This window comes from Thermocrispum sp., assembly GCF_002919275.1.
Lineage (GTDB): Bacteria > Actinomycetota > Actinomycetes > Mycobacteriales > Pseudonocardiaceae > Thermocrispum > Thermocrispum agreste.
Genome location: NZ_PKFA01000067.1, coordinates 103,818 through 115,929 on the forward strand (window position 1 = coordinate 103,818; position 12,112 = coordinate 115,929).

The following is a 12,112-nucleotide window of genomic DNA, read 5'->3' on the forward strand; positions in this document are numbered from 1 at the left end:
CGGCTCAACGACGACGCTTCCCGGTTGGCTTACCGGTCGGGCGGCCGCTGCCCCGGCCGGACCGCCTGGCCTCCTTACCGGCCACTCGCTGCTGGTCGATCCGCCGCAGCGTGCGACCGGGCACGCTGGAAGCCGCCGCGTACGCCCGCTCCCGGCGCATCTCGGCCTCCAGCGTCTCCTCGTCGACGGAGATCTGCTCGTTCAGCTGGCCCTTCCGCTGCTGGGTCTGCGCCCGCCGCTCCATGACCCGGCGTTCGTGCTCCCGGTACTCCGGGTAGCGCATCTTGAAGTCCACCAGCAGCGGGGTGGCCAGCAGTACCGACGACACGGTGCCGGCCACGGTGCCGACCGACATCACCAGCGCCAGGTCCTTCAACGTGCCCGCGCCGAGCATGCCGACCCCGATCACCAGCAGCGCCAGCACCGGCAGCAGGGTGACCAACGACGTGTTGATCGACCGCATCAGCACCTGGTTGACCGCCAGGTTCGCCGCCTCGGGGAACGTCATCCTGGTCAGATCGAGCAGGTTCTTGCTGTTCTCCTTGATCTTGTCGAACACCACCACGGTGTCGTACAGCGAGAAGCCCAGGATGGTGAGCAGACCGATCACGGTCGACGGGGTCACCTCGAAACCGACCAGCGAGTACACACCCGCGGTGGTGGTGAGGTCGAAACCGAGGGCCAGCAGCGCGGACACCGCCATCCAGCGTTCGAAGTAGAACGCCAGGAAGAGCCCGACCAGGGCAAGGAACACCACCAGCGCGATGATCGCTTGCTCGGTGATCTCGCCGCCCCAGGATCCACTCAGCGCCCGGTCGCTGATCGCCGCCCGATCCGGCTCCCCGTCCGTGCCGAGCGGCTGCAGCTGCTCGTACAGCGCGTCCTTGAGTTTGGCGACCTCGGCGTTGGTCAGCGTCTCGGACCGGATGTCGATCGTGGCGTCCGGGCCGCTGCCGACCTCCTGCACCGCCGCCGGGTCCTTGCCGAGGGTGTCCGCGAACACCTCCTCCACCCGGTCGACGTCGAGCCTGCCCTCCGCGGAGACCGCGGGCAGCTGGATCTTCGTCCCGCCGACGAATTCGATGCTCGGGTTGAATCCGCGGAAGATCATGCTGCCGATGCACACCAGCAGCAGCACCACGGTCGCCGAGTACCAGATCTTGCGCCTGCCGACGATGTTGAACGCGCCGGTGCCCATGTAGAGCCGGGCGAACACGCTGTGCTTCTTCGGCTCCTGGTCGATCGGGGTCGCCAGCGAGTACGTCTTCTCGTCCGCCACGTCAGACCCCCTTCGCCGTCGCCGTACGAGCCTTGCGCCGGGCGGCCGCAAGGTTGCCCTCGTCCTGCACCAGTCCGAGCCCGGACAGCGCCCGGTTGCTCAAGATCTTCCAGTTGCCGGCCAGCACCATCAGCGGGTGCGTCACCAGGAACACCACGGTCAGGTCGAGCGCGGTGGACAGGCCGACGGTGAACGCGAAGCCCTTCACCTGCCCGATGGCGAGGATGTAGAGCACCACCGCGGCGATCAGCACGACCGCGTCGGCGGACAGGATGGTGCGCCTGGCGCGCACCCACGCCCGCGGCACGGCCGACCGTACCGACCGGCCGTCGCGGATTTCGTCCTTGATGCGTTCGAAGTAGATGATGAACGAGTCCGCGGTGACACCGATGGAGATGATCAGACCGGCGACGCCCGCCAGATCCAGGGTGTAGCCCACCGACCGGCCGAGCAGGACGATCACCGGGTACACCACGGCCGCCGTGAAGATCAACGACGCGAACAGCAGCACCCCGAGCAAGCGGTAGTAGAACAGGCAGTACAACGCCACCAGCGCCAAGCCGATGAAACCGGCGATGAGCCCGGCCCGCAGCGACGACAGGCCCAGCGTCGGCGACACCGATTGGGCGTCCTGCGTCTCGAACGACAGCGGCAGTGATCCGTACTTCAGGATCTCGGCGAGCTCACGAGCTTCTTGCTCGGTGAAGTCACCGGTGATCCGAGTGCTGCCGCTGATCTGCTGGGTCACCGACGGCGCCGACACCACCTCGGTGTCCAGCACGAACGCCACCCGGGCCGGGTTGTCCAGGCCCTGCAGTTGCGACTTCTGCGCCAGCTTGGCGGTCAGCTCGGACCACTTGTCGTTGCCCTCGCTGGTGAAGTCGATGTTGACCTGGTAGCCGACGCTGTCCGGGTTCACGCTGGACGTCGAGCTGGCCACCATGGTGCCGTCCAGCACCACCGGGCCGAGCACGTACGCCTGGCGCGGCTCGTCCGCTGCGTCCTCGCTGGATCCTGCGGCGTCGCTCGGCCGCTGGCAGGCGACCAGCGGCAGGTCGGGCCGGTCGTTGCCGCGCAGCGGGTCGTCGAAGTTCTTGGCGCAGCCCTGCAGTTCCTTGACCGCCCGCTCGATGGCCGCGCGCTGCTTGGCCGGGTCCTGCGAGGCCAGGTCCTTGTGCTGGCGCACCTTGCGCGCCGCGGCGATCTCCTTCTTGGTCTGCTCGTCGAGGTCGTCGTCGTTGTCCGGCTGCTGCGCGAGCGCGCCCTGGCCGGCCGGGGCGCTGCCGCCGCCGGAGCTGCTGCCCTTGTCGGCGTCGGAGCCGGACTTCTTCCCGGAATCCGGCTTGTCACCGGAGGAGCCGGAGGACTTGTCTCCCTTTTCCGCCTTCTCGTCGTCCGCCTCGCTCTTCTCGTCACCACCGGCGGCAACCGCGGCCGGGTCGAACGGGCCCGCGATGACCTCGCGGAAACCCAGCTTGGCGGTCTGGCTGAGCGTCTTGGCCTGCTCCGCGTTGCCCGATCCGGGCACGGTGATGACGATGTTGTTGCCGTCCAGCACCACCTCGGCACCGCCGACGCCGAGGCCGTCCACACGCTGGTTGATGATCGCTCGCGCCGTGTTCAGCGACTCCCGCGACGGGTCCGAGCCGTCCGGGGTACGCGCGGTCAGCACGACGCTGGTGCCACCCTGCAGGTCGATGCCCAGCTTCGGCACCGGCTTGCCGTCGCCGGTGAAGAACACCAAGCCGTACAGGACGATGCCGATCAGCAGGAATATCGCCAGATGGCGCCAGGGTCTGATGGTCCCGGCAGGTGGTGCCACGGGAGTGCTACTCCTCCTCGACAGGGCCGCACGACGAGGCTGCCCGAAGTTGACGTTCGACGAGATGCCGCGTGGGAACGGTCACACCTCACCTCGCGGCACGGAGACTTTACTCCGTGCCGCGTGAGCCCGGTGTGACACCTTGGCCGATGGCTACTTCGTGCCGTGCTCCAGCGGAGGGGCGACCTGCGCGCCGCTTTCGGTCTTGGTCTCGGCCTTGTCCTCGGCGGAGCCGTCGGCCGACAGCTCGGCCTCGGCGGAGCCGTCGGTGTCGCCGTCGGTCAGCTCCTCGTCGTCCTCGACGACCGGGCCGACCTTCTCCCGGACGGCCTGGCGCAGCCACGTGGTCACCACGCCGTCGGCGATCTCCAGGTCGATGGTGGTGTCGTCGCTGGCGTCGGCCACCGTGGCATACAAGCCGGAGGTGGTCATCACACGGTCGCCCGGCTTGAGGCTGTCCTGCATCTCCTGCTGGGCGGCGATCACCTTTTTCTGCTTGCGCGCGCTGAAGACCATCACCAGCAGCAGCGCAACGAACATGGGAAGGAGGATTTCCATGTTGCTCCCTTGTCGGGCACTCGCGGCGCCCGGTTGTGTCAACGTCCGTCTGTGACCGGCTGTCAAGTCCGCGTCGCAGCCGAGTGTGCCAGTGTACGCCCCGCACCCGGTCGGCAGGTCCCCGTCCCCGGCCTTGGCCTCGGCGAACAGTGCCGGGAATCGGTCTTTGCCACGTGCGGACCGCGCGCTGGAGGCTGCTAGTCGAACAGCGTCGGGGCTTCCGGCTGCTCCTTGGGCGGGATCAGGCCGAGGTGCCGCCACGCCGCCGGGGTGGCCACCCGGCCACGCGGGGTGCGGGCCAGCATGCCCGCGCGCACCAGGTAGGGCTCGCAGACCTCTTCGACGGTGGCCGCCTCCTCACCGACGGCCACCGCCAGCGTGGACACCCCGACCGGACCGCCACCGAACGACTCGACCAGCGCCTTGAGCACCGCCCGGTCCAGCCTGTCCAGGCCCAGCTCGTCCACGTCGTACACCTCGAGCGCGGCGCGCGCCGTCTCCAGCGTGACGACACCGTCCGCCCGCACCTCGGCGTAGTCCCGCACCCGGCGCAGCAGCCGGTTGGCGATCCGTGGCGTCCCCCGGGAGCGCCGGGCGATCTCCGCGGCACCGTCCGGCTCGATGGGCACGCCCAGGATGGCCGCCGAGCGGTGCAGCACCTGCTCGAGTTCTTCCGGCTCGTAGAACTCCATGTGCCCGGTGAACCCGAACCGGTCGCGCAACGGCCCGGTCAGCGCACCGGACCTGGTGGTGGCACCGACCAGGGTGAACGGCGCGATCTCCAGCGGAATGCTGGTGGCGCCGGGGCCCTTGCCCACCACCACGTCGACCCGGAAGTCCTCCATGGCCATGTACAGCATCTCCTCGGCGGGCCGGGCGATGCGGTGGATCTCGTCGATGAACAGCACGTCGCCCTCGGCCAGGTTGGACAGCATGGCCGCCAGGTCGCCTGCGCGTTCCAGCGCCGGCCCCGAAGTGATCCGGATCGTGCTGTTCAGCTCCTCGGCGATGATCATCGACAGCGACGTCTTGCCGAGCCCCGGCGGACCGGACAACAGCACGTGGTCCGGCGGCCTGCCGCGCCGCTTGGCGCTCTCCAGCACCAGCTCCAGCTGTTCCCGCACCCTGGCCTGGCCGATGAACTCGCTCAGCCTGCGCGGCCGCAGCGCGGTCTCCAGCTCCCGCTCCCCCGTCTCCGGCAGCGCGGAGACCGGAGAGCGCGCGGTGCCGAACTCGCCGTAGTCCTCGTCGCTCATCAGCGCTGCTTCCCGATGCTGCTCAGCGCGGCCCGCAAGACCGCCGACTTGTCACCGTCGCCGTTGGCCGCCAGGACGCCGTCGACCGCCTGCTCCGCCTGCCTGGCCGGGAAGCCGAGCGAGATGAGCGCCTCGACCACCTCGGAGCGCACGGCGGAGTTCGCCGTCGCGGCGGCGGGCCCGGCCGCTGCGGTCGCCTGGCCGGCGGCATCGATCTTGTCCCGCAGCTCCAGGCTCAACCGCTCGGCACCCTTGCGGCCGATGCCGGGAACCTGGGTGAGCACGGAGATGTTGCCGTCGGCGATGGCGGCACGCAGCGTCTCCGGCTCCAGCACCGCGATCGCGGCCAGCGCCAGCCGCGGCCCGATACCGGACACCGTCTGTAGCAGTTCGAACAGCTCACGGGCCTGCACGTCGGAGAAGCCGTACAGGGTGAGCGAGTCCTCCCGCACCACCAGCGAGGTGAACAGCTGCGCCTGCTCCCCCACCCGCAGCGTCGCCAGCGTCGCCGGCGCGGCCTGCACGGCCAGTCCCACGCCACCGACCTCCACCACCGCGTGGTCGAGCGCGACGGAGAGCACCGTGCCGCGTACCGACGAGATCATCTCCTCACTCCCTGATCATGCTCGGGCCCGGAGCCGGGCCGCCTCCTTCAGCCTGGCCTTGTGCTGCCTGGCCAGCTCGGCCGCGTGCCGTTCCACCTCGGCCAGTCGCTTGCGCAGCGGTTCCCGCCACAGGTGACAGATGGCCAGCGCCAGCGCGTCCGCGGCGTCCGCGGGCTTGGGCCGCTGGGGCAGCGACAGCAGCCGCGTCACCATCGTCGTCACCTGGGCCTTGCCCGCCGCACCGGACCCGGTCACGGCCGCCTTCACCTCGCTAGGCGTGTGGAAGCCGACGGGCAGGCCGCGCCGCGCGGCGCACAGCGCGACCACGCCGCTGGCTTGCGCGGTGCCCATCACCGTGCGCACGTTGTGCTGGCTGAACACCCGCTCGATGGCCACTGCCTGGGGCCGGTGCTGCTCGAGCGCCTGGTCCACCGCCTCGGCCACGGCCAGCAACCGGGACGGCAGCTCGGCGTCGGCCGGCGTACGCACCACCGAGTAGTGCACGCAGGTGACCTGCCTGCCGGGGCCGCCGTCCACCACGCCGATCCCGCACCGGGTCAGCCCCGGGTCGACCCCGAGCACGCGCACCCTCTCGCCTCCGTCCCGCCGAGCCGACGAACATCCGTTCGACACGCAGGCTACCGCCACCGGCCGCGCACCCGGCCGGCGACGCGCCGCGTCAGGCCAGGTCCGGCTGCCCGGTGTCGGTGAGCACCGGCTGCCAGCGGCGGAATCCCGGCGGGGCGTCCGGGCTCCACGGCCACTGCCCCTGCGGCGTCGGCACGACGATCTGCAGCGCGGGGAAGTCACCCATCGGGTACAGCAGGAACGCCGACCCGAAGTACTGCGGGTAGTACCGCTCGGCGACCTTCTGGAACAGCACCGGGACCCCGTCGAAGAAGTCCTCGTACGGCACGCCGATGCGGAACTGCTCGCCGGTCGCCGCCCGGTCGACGTAGGCGTCCAGCAGCACCGTGCCCATCGGCCTGGGCAGGCCGATCACCACGGCCTCGGCCACGCCGTGGGTCCGCCACGCCCCCGCGGTGAACTCGAAGTTGCCGACCCCGTCGCCCGGCTGCACCGAGATCACCGCGTTGCCGCGGGTCTGCGCCTGTTCGAGCATCCACTCCTTAAGCTCTGCTTCTTCCGGGCTCAGGACGGCGTCCACGGGCGAGGCGGGCGCCCGGCGCGGCGCGGGCCTCGGGGTACGAGAAGCGTCGGCGTAGGAGTCGGTCGTCACAGCGGACATCTTGCCGTATCCGTATCGTGACCGGCACAGGCCCGCCGGGCATTCCCGCGGCGCCTGCGCCGAACGGCTCAGCCCAGCCGCCCGACGGCAGCACGCCCGGCCGGGATCACGTCACCGCGGACCGCCGGGCGAGTGCTGCGGGCCCGGGAAACCGCCCGACGGCGGCACCGGTTGCGGTGGGTACGGCTGCCCGCCCTGCGGAGCGGGACGACCGGCCGGGGGCTGCGGTCCCGCCGGCGGCATGCCGGGCTGGGGCGCCGTCCCCCAGTGCTGGGGAGCGGGACCACCGAAGGGGGCCTGCCCGCCACCGGGCGTGACAGCCGACGTCGCAACGAGGCCGCGCAGCTTGCCCAGCCCGAACACCACGAATCCGAGCGCGATGGTGACCACCAGCAGCACCGGCACGTAGACGAAGAACTTGTCGCTGTCCGGCCGGAGCATGCCGCCGTACATCTTCAGGTCGTCGGCGATGTAGTAGATGAGGTAGGCCAGTGGCAGCGACACCCAGGTGAACGGGAACCACCACTTCATCCGCGCCGCGCTCGCGCCGACGAAGCACGCGTCGGCGAACACCACCAGCGGCGTCAGCAGGTGCTCGAACAGCGACCAGGTTTCGCTCAGGTCGCCGTCCAGCAGCGTCATGTACACCGACATGACCAGCAGCAACAGCACTGCGGTGCCGCCGCGAATCCACGCCGACGGGGGTTCGTGGCTGCGACCGAGCGTGAACAGCGGCCACAGCATCAGCACGCCGTAGACGATCGCGGTGAACAGGCTGGCCTGCAGGCTCAGACCGGGCCACGGGTTGCCGTCCTGCTGCACCGCCGCGATGACGCCGATGAGCGCGAAGGCGACGATCAGCAGCCGCCACAGGGTGACGCCGAGCAGGACACCCGGACGAATCCTGGTGACCGGCGGTGCCGGCTGCGGCGAAAACGGCTGCGCTTGCGGCGGCTGAACACCACTCAGGCCAGGCTGCATCCCAGGCTGCATCGAACCCCCTTCACTGCGGGGTGCAGCCTAACCGACCTCGGCCAGCACTTCGTCGGAAACGTCGAAATTGGCGTAAACGTTCTGTACGTCGTCGGAGTCCTCGAGCGCCTCGATCAGCTTGAAGACCTTGCGAGCGCCTTCGGCGTCCAGCGGAACGGTGACCGAGGGGATCCAGCTGACGTCGGCGGACTCGTACTCCATGCCCGCCGCCCGCACCGCGTCGCGGACCGCCACCAGGTCGGTCGCCTCGCTGATGATCTGGAAGCTCTCGCCCAGGTCGTTGACCTCTTCCGCGCCGGCGTCCAGCACCGCCATCAGCACGTCGTCCTCGGTCAGGTCGCCCTTGGGCACCACCACGACGCCCTTGCGGTTGAACAGGTAGGAGACCGAGCCGGGATCGGCCAGCGAGCCGCCGTTGCGGGTCAGCGCGGTGCGCACCTCGGACGCCGCGCGGTTCTTGTTGTCGGTCAGGCACTCGATCAGCACCGCGACGCCGTTGGGCGCGTAGCCCTCGTAGGTCACCGGCTGCCAGTCGGAGCCGCCCGCCTCCTCGCCCGCTCCGCGCCTGCGGGCCCGCTCGATGTTGTCCTTCGGGACGGAGTTCTTGGTCGCCTTGAGGATCGCGTCGTACAGCGTCGGGTTGGCGTCCGGGTCACCGCCGCCGGTACGCGCGGCCACCTCGATGTTCTTGATCAGCCGCGCGAACAGCTTGCCTCGTTTGGCGTCCAGCGCGGCCTTCTTGTGCTTGGTCGTCGCCCACTTGGAGTGTCCGGCCATTTCTCCTCGTCTCTTCCCTACGCTCGTGCGGCGGACACCATGCCGACGAACAGCTCGTGCACCCGCAGATCCCCGGTGATTTCCGGGTGGAAAGCGGTCGCCAGCACCGCCTTCTGCCGAACCGCGACGATTTTACCCGCGGCGGGTCCCGCAGCCGGGGTGTCCGGAACCGTGGCCAGCACCTCGACGTCCGCCCCGACCGACTCGACCCACGGTGCCCGGATGAAGACGGCGTGCAGCGGCTCGGCTAACCCGGCGAAGTCCAGGTCGGCCTCGAACGAATCGACCTGCCTGCCGAACGCGTTCCGGCGGACCAGCATGTCCACGGCGCCCAGCTGGTGTTGGTCCGGCCTGCCGTCCAGCACCTTGTCGGCCAGCAGGATCATTCCTGCGCACGACCCGTAGGCGGGCATCCCGCCGGCCAGCCTGGCACGCAAGGGCTCGAGCAGGCCGAACACGTCGAGCAGCCGGGACATGGTGGTGGACTCGCCACCGGGGATCACCAGCCCGTCGACGGCCTCGAGTTCGGACACCCGGCGTACCGCGCTGACCCGCGCGCCTGCCGACTCCAATGCCGCGAGGTGTTCGCGGACGTCACCTTGCAGGGCGAGAACACCGACGTGCGGCTTGTTCGTGGTCAACGGCGAAACCTTCCTGAACGGCCTCTACCAGCGTAGTTGTCCGGCGCCCCGCACCGGTGACCGGGTCAGGGAACGCCGGCGAGCCGCAGCAGCGCCGCAGTGGCGGCGGCGGCCAGCACCACCACCACGAACGGGGCTTTCCGGATCGCCAGCACGGCACCGACCAGCACCCCGGCGGGCCGGGCCCACCCGGCGAACGCCTTCCCCTCGACGAACGCCGCGGTGGCCACCAGAGCCGCGAGCAGCACCACCGTGGCGGTCACCATCAGGCGTTCGACGCGCGGCGAGAGCGAGAACCGGTCGCGCAGCAGCGGACCGACGACACGGCACCCGTACGTGCCGAGCCCGAGCACCAGGGCGGACACCAGCAGGGTCGTCGCCGTCGCGGTCATGACGACTCCGGCAAGCGCTCACGGCCCCGCGAGACCTCGGCGACGGCGACCCCGGCCAGAGCGAGCAGTACCGGCAGTCCCGCGGGCAGGAAAGGCGTGGTGGCCAGTGCGACGACCGCGCCGGCGATCGCGGCGCGCCGGGCATGCCGGTCCCGCAGCGACGGCAGCACCAGTGCCAACAGCACGGCGGGGAATGCCGCGTCCAGGCCGAGCGCGTCGGTGTCGGTGATGGCCGTGCCCGCGGCCGCGCCTGCGACCACGCCGAGGTTCCAGCACACGAACAGGCTCACCCCGGTGACCCAGAAGGCCCGTTTCCGCTGGTCCGGGCTCGGCTGCGCGAGCGCAAAGGCCACCGACTCGTCGATGATCAGGTGGGCGCCCACCAGCCGGCGCCACCCCGTGCCCAGCGTGTCGGCCACCGCGAAGCCGAACGGTAAGTGCCGCGCATTGACCAGCAGCCCGGCGAGCACCGCCGCCACCGGGTTGCCGCCGGAGGCGACCAGGCCGACGAAGATGAACTGCGCGGCACCGGCGAAGACCACCACGGACAACACCATGGGCAGCCAGAACGGGAGGCCCGCGCTCACCGTGATCGCCCCGAACGACACGCCGACGAGTGTGTCGGCGGCCAGGACCAGCGCGATGTCGCGGGCCAGCCCCGGATCGAGCGATCGCCATATCGAACGCATGACTTCTATAATGAACGAATACCGGAGTGTTCGTCAAGGCGAACGATTGACCGATGGAGCGAACCAAGTGTCCGACGTGAAGTCCGCCCCACCGCTGGCCGCGATCGCCCGCTCGTTGCGCCGCGAGCGCGAACGCGCCGGGTTGTCCCTGTCCGAGCTGGCCAAGCGGGCCGGGATCGCCAAGTCGACGTTGTCCCAGCTGGAGTCGGCCACCGGCAATCCCAGCGTGGAGACTCTGTGGGCGCTGTCGGTGGCGCTCGACGTGCCGTTCGCGCGCCTGGTCGACCCGCCGCGGCCGACCGTGCAGCTGTTGCGGCGCGGCGAAGGACCCACGGTCGCCTCGGAGCGCGCCGACTACGTGGCGACGGTGCTGTCCGCGTGCCCGCCGGGCGCCCGCCGTGACCTGTACTTCATCTCGGCCGAGCCCGGATCGGCCCGGGAGTCGGATCCGCACATGCCGGGCGTCGTCGAGCACGTCGTGCTGTGTTCGGGCCGGGCCAGGATCGGACTGCTGGACGATCCGGTCGAGCTCGAGCCCGGTGACTACATCGCCTACCCCGGCGACCTGCCCCACGTGTTCGAGGCGATCGAGCCCGGAACCACGGCCGTCCTGGTGTCCGAGCATGTCTGACGCGGCGAAGCCCACCCCGGGCGACGACACGGGCGCCCGCTGCCGCACCTGCGGGCGAGCGCGAACGGACGCCGACCCGCTGGAAGCGCTCAGCTGGGTGTGCGACCGCTCCGGGGCTCAGCCGCAGTGGCTGTGCGACCGGTGCGCCCGCGAGCACGTCCGCGACATCGAAAGCAAGCTGCCTGCCGAATTCTGGTGATCGCCAGGTCCGCGGACCGGGCCGCTCGGCCTGAGAAGCCCGCAGCGACCCGGTGCGGTCCCGGCAGCGCCGAGCGGCCCCAGCGCCGCGCGCCGGGGCCGTCACCCGCCACGATCACCAGCCGCGTTCGGCCAGCCGATGCGGCTGCGGCACCTCTTCCACGTTGATGCCGACCATGGCCTCGCCCAGCCCGCGGGACACCTTGGCGATCACGTCCGGGTCGTCGTAGAACGTGGTCGCCTTGACGATCGCCGCGGCGCGCGCGGCCGGGTCGCCCGACTTGAAGATGCCGGAGCCGACGAACACGCCTTCCGCGCCCAACTGCATCATCATCGCCGCGTCCGCCGGGGTGGCGATGCCACCCGCGGTGAACAGCACCACCGGCAGCTTTCCGGTCTGCGCCACCTCCTTGACCAGCTCGTACGGCGCCTGCAGCTCCTTGGCGGCGACGTACAGCTCGTCCTCGGGCAGCGAGGTCAGCCTGCGGATCTCGGAGCGGATCCGGCGCATGTGCGTGGTGGCGTTGGACACGTCCCCGGTGCCCGCCTCGCCCTTGGACCGGATCATGGCCGCGCCCTCGGCGATGCGGCGCAGCGCCTCCCCCAGGTTGGTCGCACCGCACACGAACGGCACGGTGAACTGCCACTTGTCGATGTGGTGCTCGTAGTCGGCGGGAGTGAGCACTTCCGACTCGTCGATGAAGTCCACGCCGAGCGCCTGCAGCACCTGGGCCTCGACGAAGTGCCCGATGCGCGCCTTGGCCATCACCGGGATCGACACCGCGTCGATGATCCGCTCGATCAGGTCCGGGTCGGACATCCTGGCCACCCCGCCCTGCGCCCGGATGTCGGCAGGCACGCGCTCCAGCGCCATCACGGCGACCGCCCCGGCGTCCTCGGCGATCTTGGCCTGCTCGGGGGTGACCACGTCCATGATCACGCCGCCCTTGAGCATCTCGGCCATGCCACGCTTGACCCGCGGCGTGCCGGTCTCGGAGTTCGGCTGCTGTCCAGCGGTCGAG

At 70.5% G+C, this 12,112-nt stretch carries 15 protein-coding genes; 2 read left to right on the forward strand and 13 right to left on the reverse strand.

From position 1 onward, the window contains the following. Nucleotides 1-4 precede the first annotated feature (4 nt). The 12 genes from secF to CXP56_RS18170 form a co-directional block, all read right to left on the reverse strand. Complete coding sequence (gene secF / locus CXP56_RS18115) at nucleotides 5-1,279, reverse strand: protein translocase subunit SecF (protein ID WP_286902076.1); 1,275 nt, start codon at nucleotides 1,277-1,279, stop codon at nucleotides 5-7. A 1-nt stretch (nucleotide 1,280) separates the two neighbouring features. After that, entirely contained in the window at nucleotides 1,281-3,101 is a 1,821-nt protein-coding gene (secD, locus tag CXP56_RS18120; protein ID WP_286902079.1) for a protein translocase subunit SecD, read from the reverse strand. A gap of 153 nt (nucleotides 3,102-3,254) precedes the next feature. Next, nucleotides 3,255-3,659: a preprotein translocase subunit YajC gene (gene yajC, locus CXP56_RS18125; RefSeq protein WP_028846204.1), complete on the reverse strand. Its 405-nt coding sequence runs from the start codon at nucleotides 3,657-3,659 to the stop codon at nucleotides 3,255-3,257. Nucleotides 3,660-3,856: 197 nt separating this feature from the next. Then, nucleotides 3,857-4,915 (reverse strand): Holliday junction branch migration DNA helicase RuvB, encoded by a 1,059-nt coding sequence (gene ruvB, locus CXP56_RS18130; protein ID WP_028846205.1) that lies wholly within the window; start codon nucleotides 4,913-4,915, stop codon nucleotides 3,857-3,859. Further along, on the reverse strand, nucleotides 4,915-5,520 hold the full coding sequence (ruvA, locus tag CXP56_RS18135; RefSeq protein ID WP_286902081.1) for a Holliday junction branch migration protein RuvA: 606 nt from the start codon (nucleotides 5,518-5,520) through the stop codon (nucleotides 4,915-4,917). The genes ruvB and ruvA overlap by 1 nt, the downstream gene beginning before the upstream one ends. A gap of 15 nt (nucleotides 5,521-5,535) precedes the next feature. Beyond that, complete coding sequence (ruvC, locus tag CXP56_RS18140; protein WP_028846207.1) at nucleotides 5,536-6,108, reverse strand: crossover junction endodeoxyribonuclease RuvC; 573 nt, start codon at nucleotides 6,106-6,108, stop codon at nucleotides 5,536-5,538. Nucleotides 6,109-6,199: 91 nt separating this feature from the next. Beyond that, complete coding sequence (locus CXP56_RS18145) at nucleotides 6,200-6,769, reverse strand: DUF4262 domain-containing protein (protein WP_084608774.1); 570 nt, start codon at nucleotides 6,767-6,769, stop codon at nucleotides 6,200-6,202. A 111-nt stretch (nucleotides 6,770-6,880) separates the two neighbouring features. Then, nucleotides 6,881-7,750, reverse strand: coding sequence for a hypothetical protein (locus CXP56_RS18150; RefSeq protein WP_211227455.1), 870 nt, complete (start codon nucleotides 7,748-7,750; stop codon nucleotides 6,881-6,883). Between the two features lie 39 nt (nucleotides 7,751-7,789). Beyond that, entirely contained in the window at nucleotides 7,790-8,539 is a 750-nt protein-coding gene (locus tag CXP56_RS18155; RefSeq protein WP_028846209.1) for a YebC/PmpR family DNA-binding transcriptional regulator, read from the reverse strand. Nucleotides 8,540-8,556: 17 nt separating this feature from the next. Continuing rightward, entirely contained in the window at nucleotides 8,557-9,180 is a 624-nt protein-coding gene (gene pdxT, locus CXP56_RS18160; protein ID WP_286902087.1) for a pyridoxal 5'-phosphate synthase glutaminase subunit PdxT, read from the reverse strand. A 65-nt stretch (nucleotides 9,181-9,245) separates the two neighbouring features. Beyond that, nucleotides 9,246-9,572 (reverse strand): AzlD domain-containing protein, encoded by a 327-nt coding sequence (locus tag CXP56_RS18165; RefSeq protein ID WP_028846211.1) that lies wholly within the window; start codon nucleotides 9,570-9,572, stop codon nucleotides 9,246-9,248. Then, nucleotides 9,569-10,261, reverse strand: a complete 693-nt coding sequence (locus tag CXP56_RS18170; protein ID WP_286902090.1) for an AzlC family ABC transporter permease — start codon at nucleotides 10,259-10,261, stop codon at nucleotides 9,569-9,571. Before CXP56_RS18170 ends, CXP56_RS18165 begins: the two co-directional genes overlap by 4 nt. 76 nt (nucleotides 10,262-10,337) lie before the next feature. Here CXP56_RS18170 and CXP56_RS18175 point away from each other — a divergent pair, with 76 nt between their 5' ends. Together CXP56_RS18175 and CXP56_RS18180 are read left to right on the forward strand one after the other, a co-directional pair. After that, nucleotides 10,338-10,892 carry a helix-turn-helix domain-containing protein gene (locus tag CXP56_RS18175; RefSeq protein WP_028846212.1) on the forward strand — a complete coding sequence of 185 codons (555 nt, stop codon included), beginning with the start codon at nucleotides 10,338-10,340 and terminating at the stop codon, nucleotides 10,890-10,892. Further along, on the forward strand, nucleotides 10,885-11,091 hold the full coding sequence (locus CXP56_RS18180) for a hypothetical protein (RefSeq protein ID WP_038044229.1): 207 nt from the start codon (nucleotides 10,885-10,887) through the stop codon (nucleotides 11,089-11,091). The genes CXP56_RS18175 and CXP56_RS18180 overlap by 8 nt, the downstream gene beginning before the upstream one ends. A 114-nt stretch (nucleotides 11,092-11,205) precedes the next feature. Here CXP56_RS18180 and pdxS read toward each other — a convergent pair whose 3' ends face one another. After that, nucleotides 11,206-12,054, reverse strand: coding sequence for a pyridoxal 5'-phosphate synthase lyase subunit PdxS (pdxS, locus tag CXP56_RS18185; RefSeq protein ID WP_245566520.1), 849 nt, complete (start codon nucleotides 12,052-12,054; stop codon nucleotides 11,206-11,208). Between the last annotated feature and the right edge of the window lie 58 nt (nucleotides 12,055-12,112).

What these genes read in the sequence shown, in the direction of transcription:
- CXP56_RS18155 (WP_028846209.1), bottom strand. Translation starts at nt 8,539, where the DNA reads ATGGCCGGACACTCCAAGTGGGCGACGACCAAGCACAAGAAGGCCGCG.
- yajC (WP_028846204.1), bottom strand. Translation starts at nt 3,659, where the DNA reads ATGGAAATCCTCCTTCCCATGTTCGTTGCGCTGCTGCTGGTGATGGTC.
- ruvB (WP_028846205.1), bottom strand. Translation starts at nt 4,915, where the DNA reads ATGAGCGACGAGGACTACGGCGAGTTCGGCACCGCGCGCTCTCCGGTC.
- CXP56_RS18150 (WP_211227455.1), bottom strand. Translation starts at nt 7,750, where the DNA reads ATGCAGCCTGGCCTGAGTGGTGTTCAGCCGCCGCAAGCGCAGCCGTTT.
- CXP56_RS18180 (WP_038044229.1), top strand. Translation starts at nt 10,885, where the DNA reads ATGTCTGACGCGGCGAAGCCCACCCCGGGCGACGACACGGGCGCCCGC.
- pdxS (WP_245566520.1), bottom strand. Translation starts at nt 12,054, where the DNA reads ATGGCCGAGATGCTCAAGGGCGGCGTGATCATGGACGTGGTCACCCCC.
- CXP56_RS18165 (WP_028846211.1), bottom strand. Translation starts at nt 9,572, where the DNA reads ATGACCGCGACGGCGACGACCCTGCTGGTGTCCGCCCTGGTGCTCGGG.
- CXP56_RS18170 (WP_286902090.1), bottom strand. Translation starts at nt 10,261, where the DNA reads ATGCGTTCGATATGGCGATCGCTCGATCCGGGGCTGGCCCGCGACATC.
- ruvA (WP_286902081.1), bottom strand. Translation starts at nt 5,520, where the DNA reads ATGATCTCGTCGGTACGCGGCACGGTGCTCTCCGTCGCGCTCGACCAC.
- CXP56_RS18145 (WP_084608774.1), bottom strand. Translation starts at nt 6,769, where the DNA reads ATGTCCGCTGTGACGACCGACTCCTACGCCGACGCTTCTCGTACCCCG.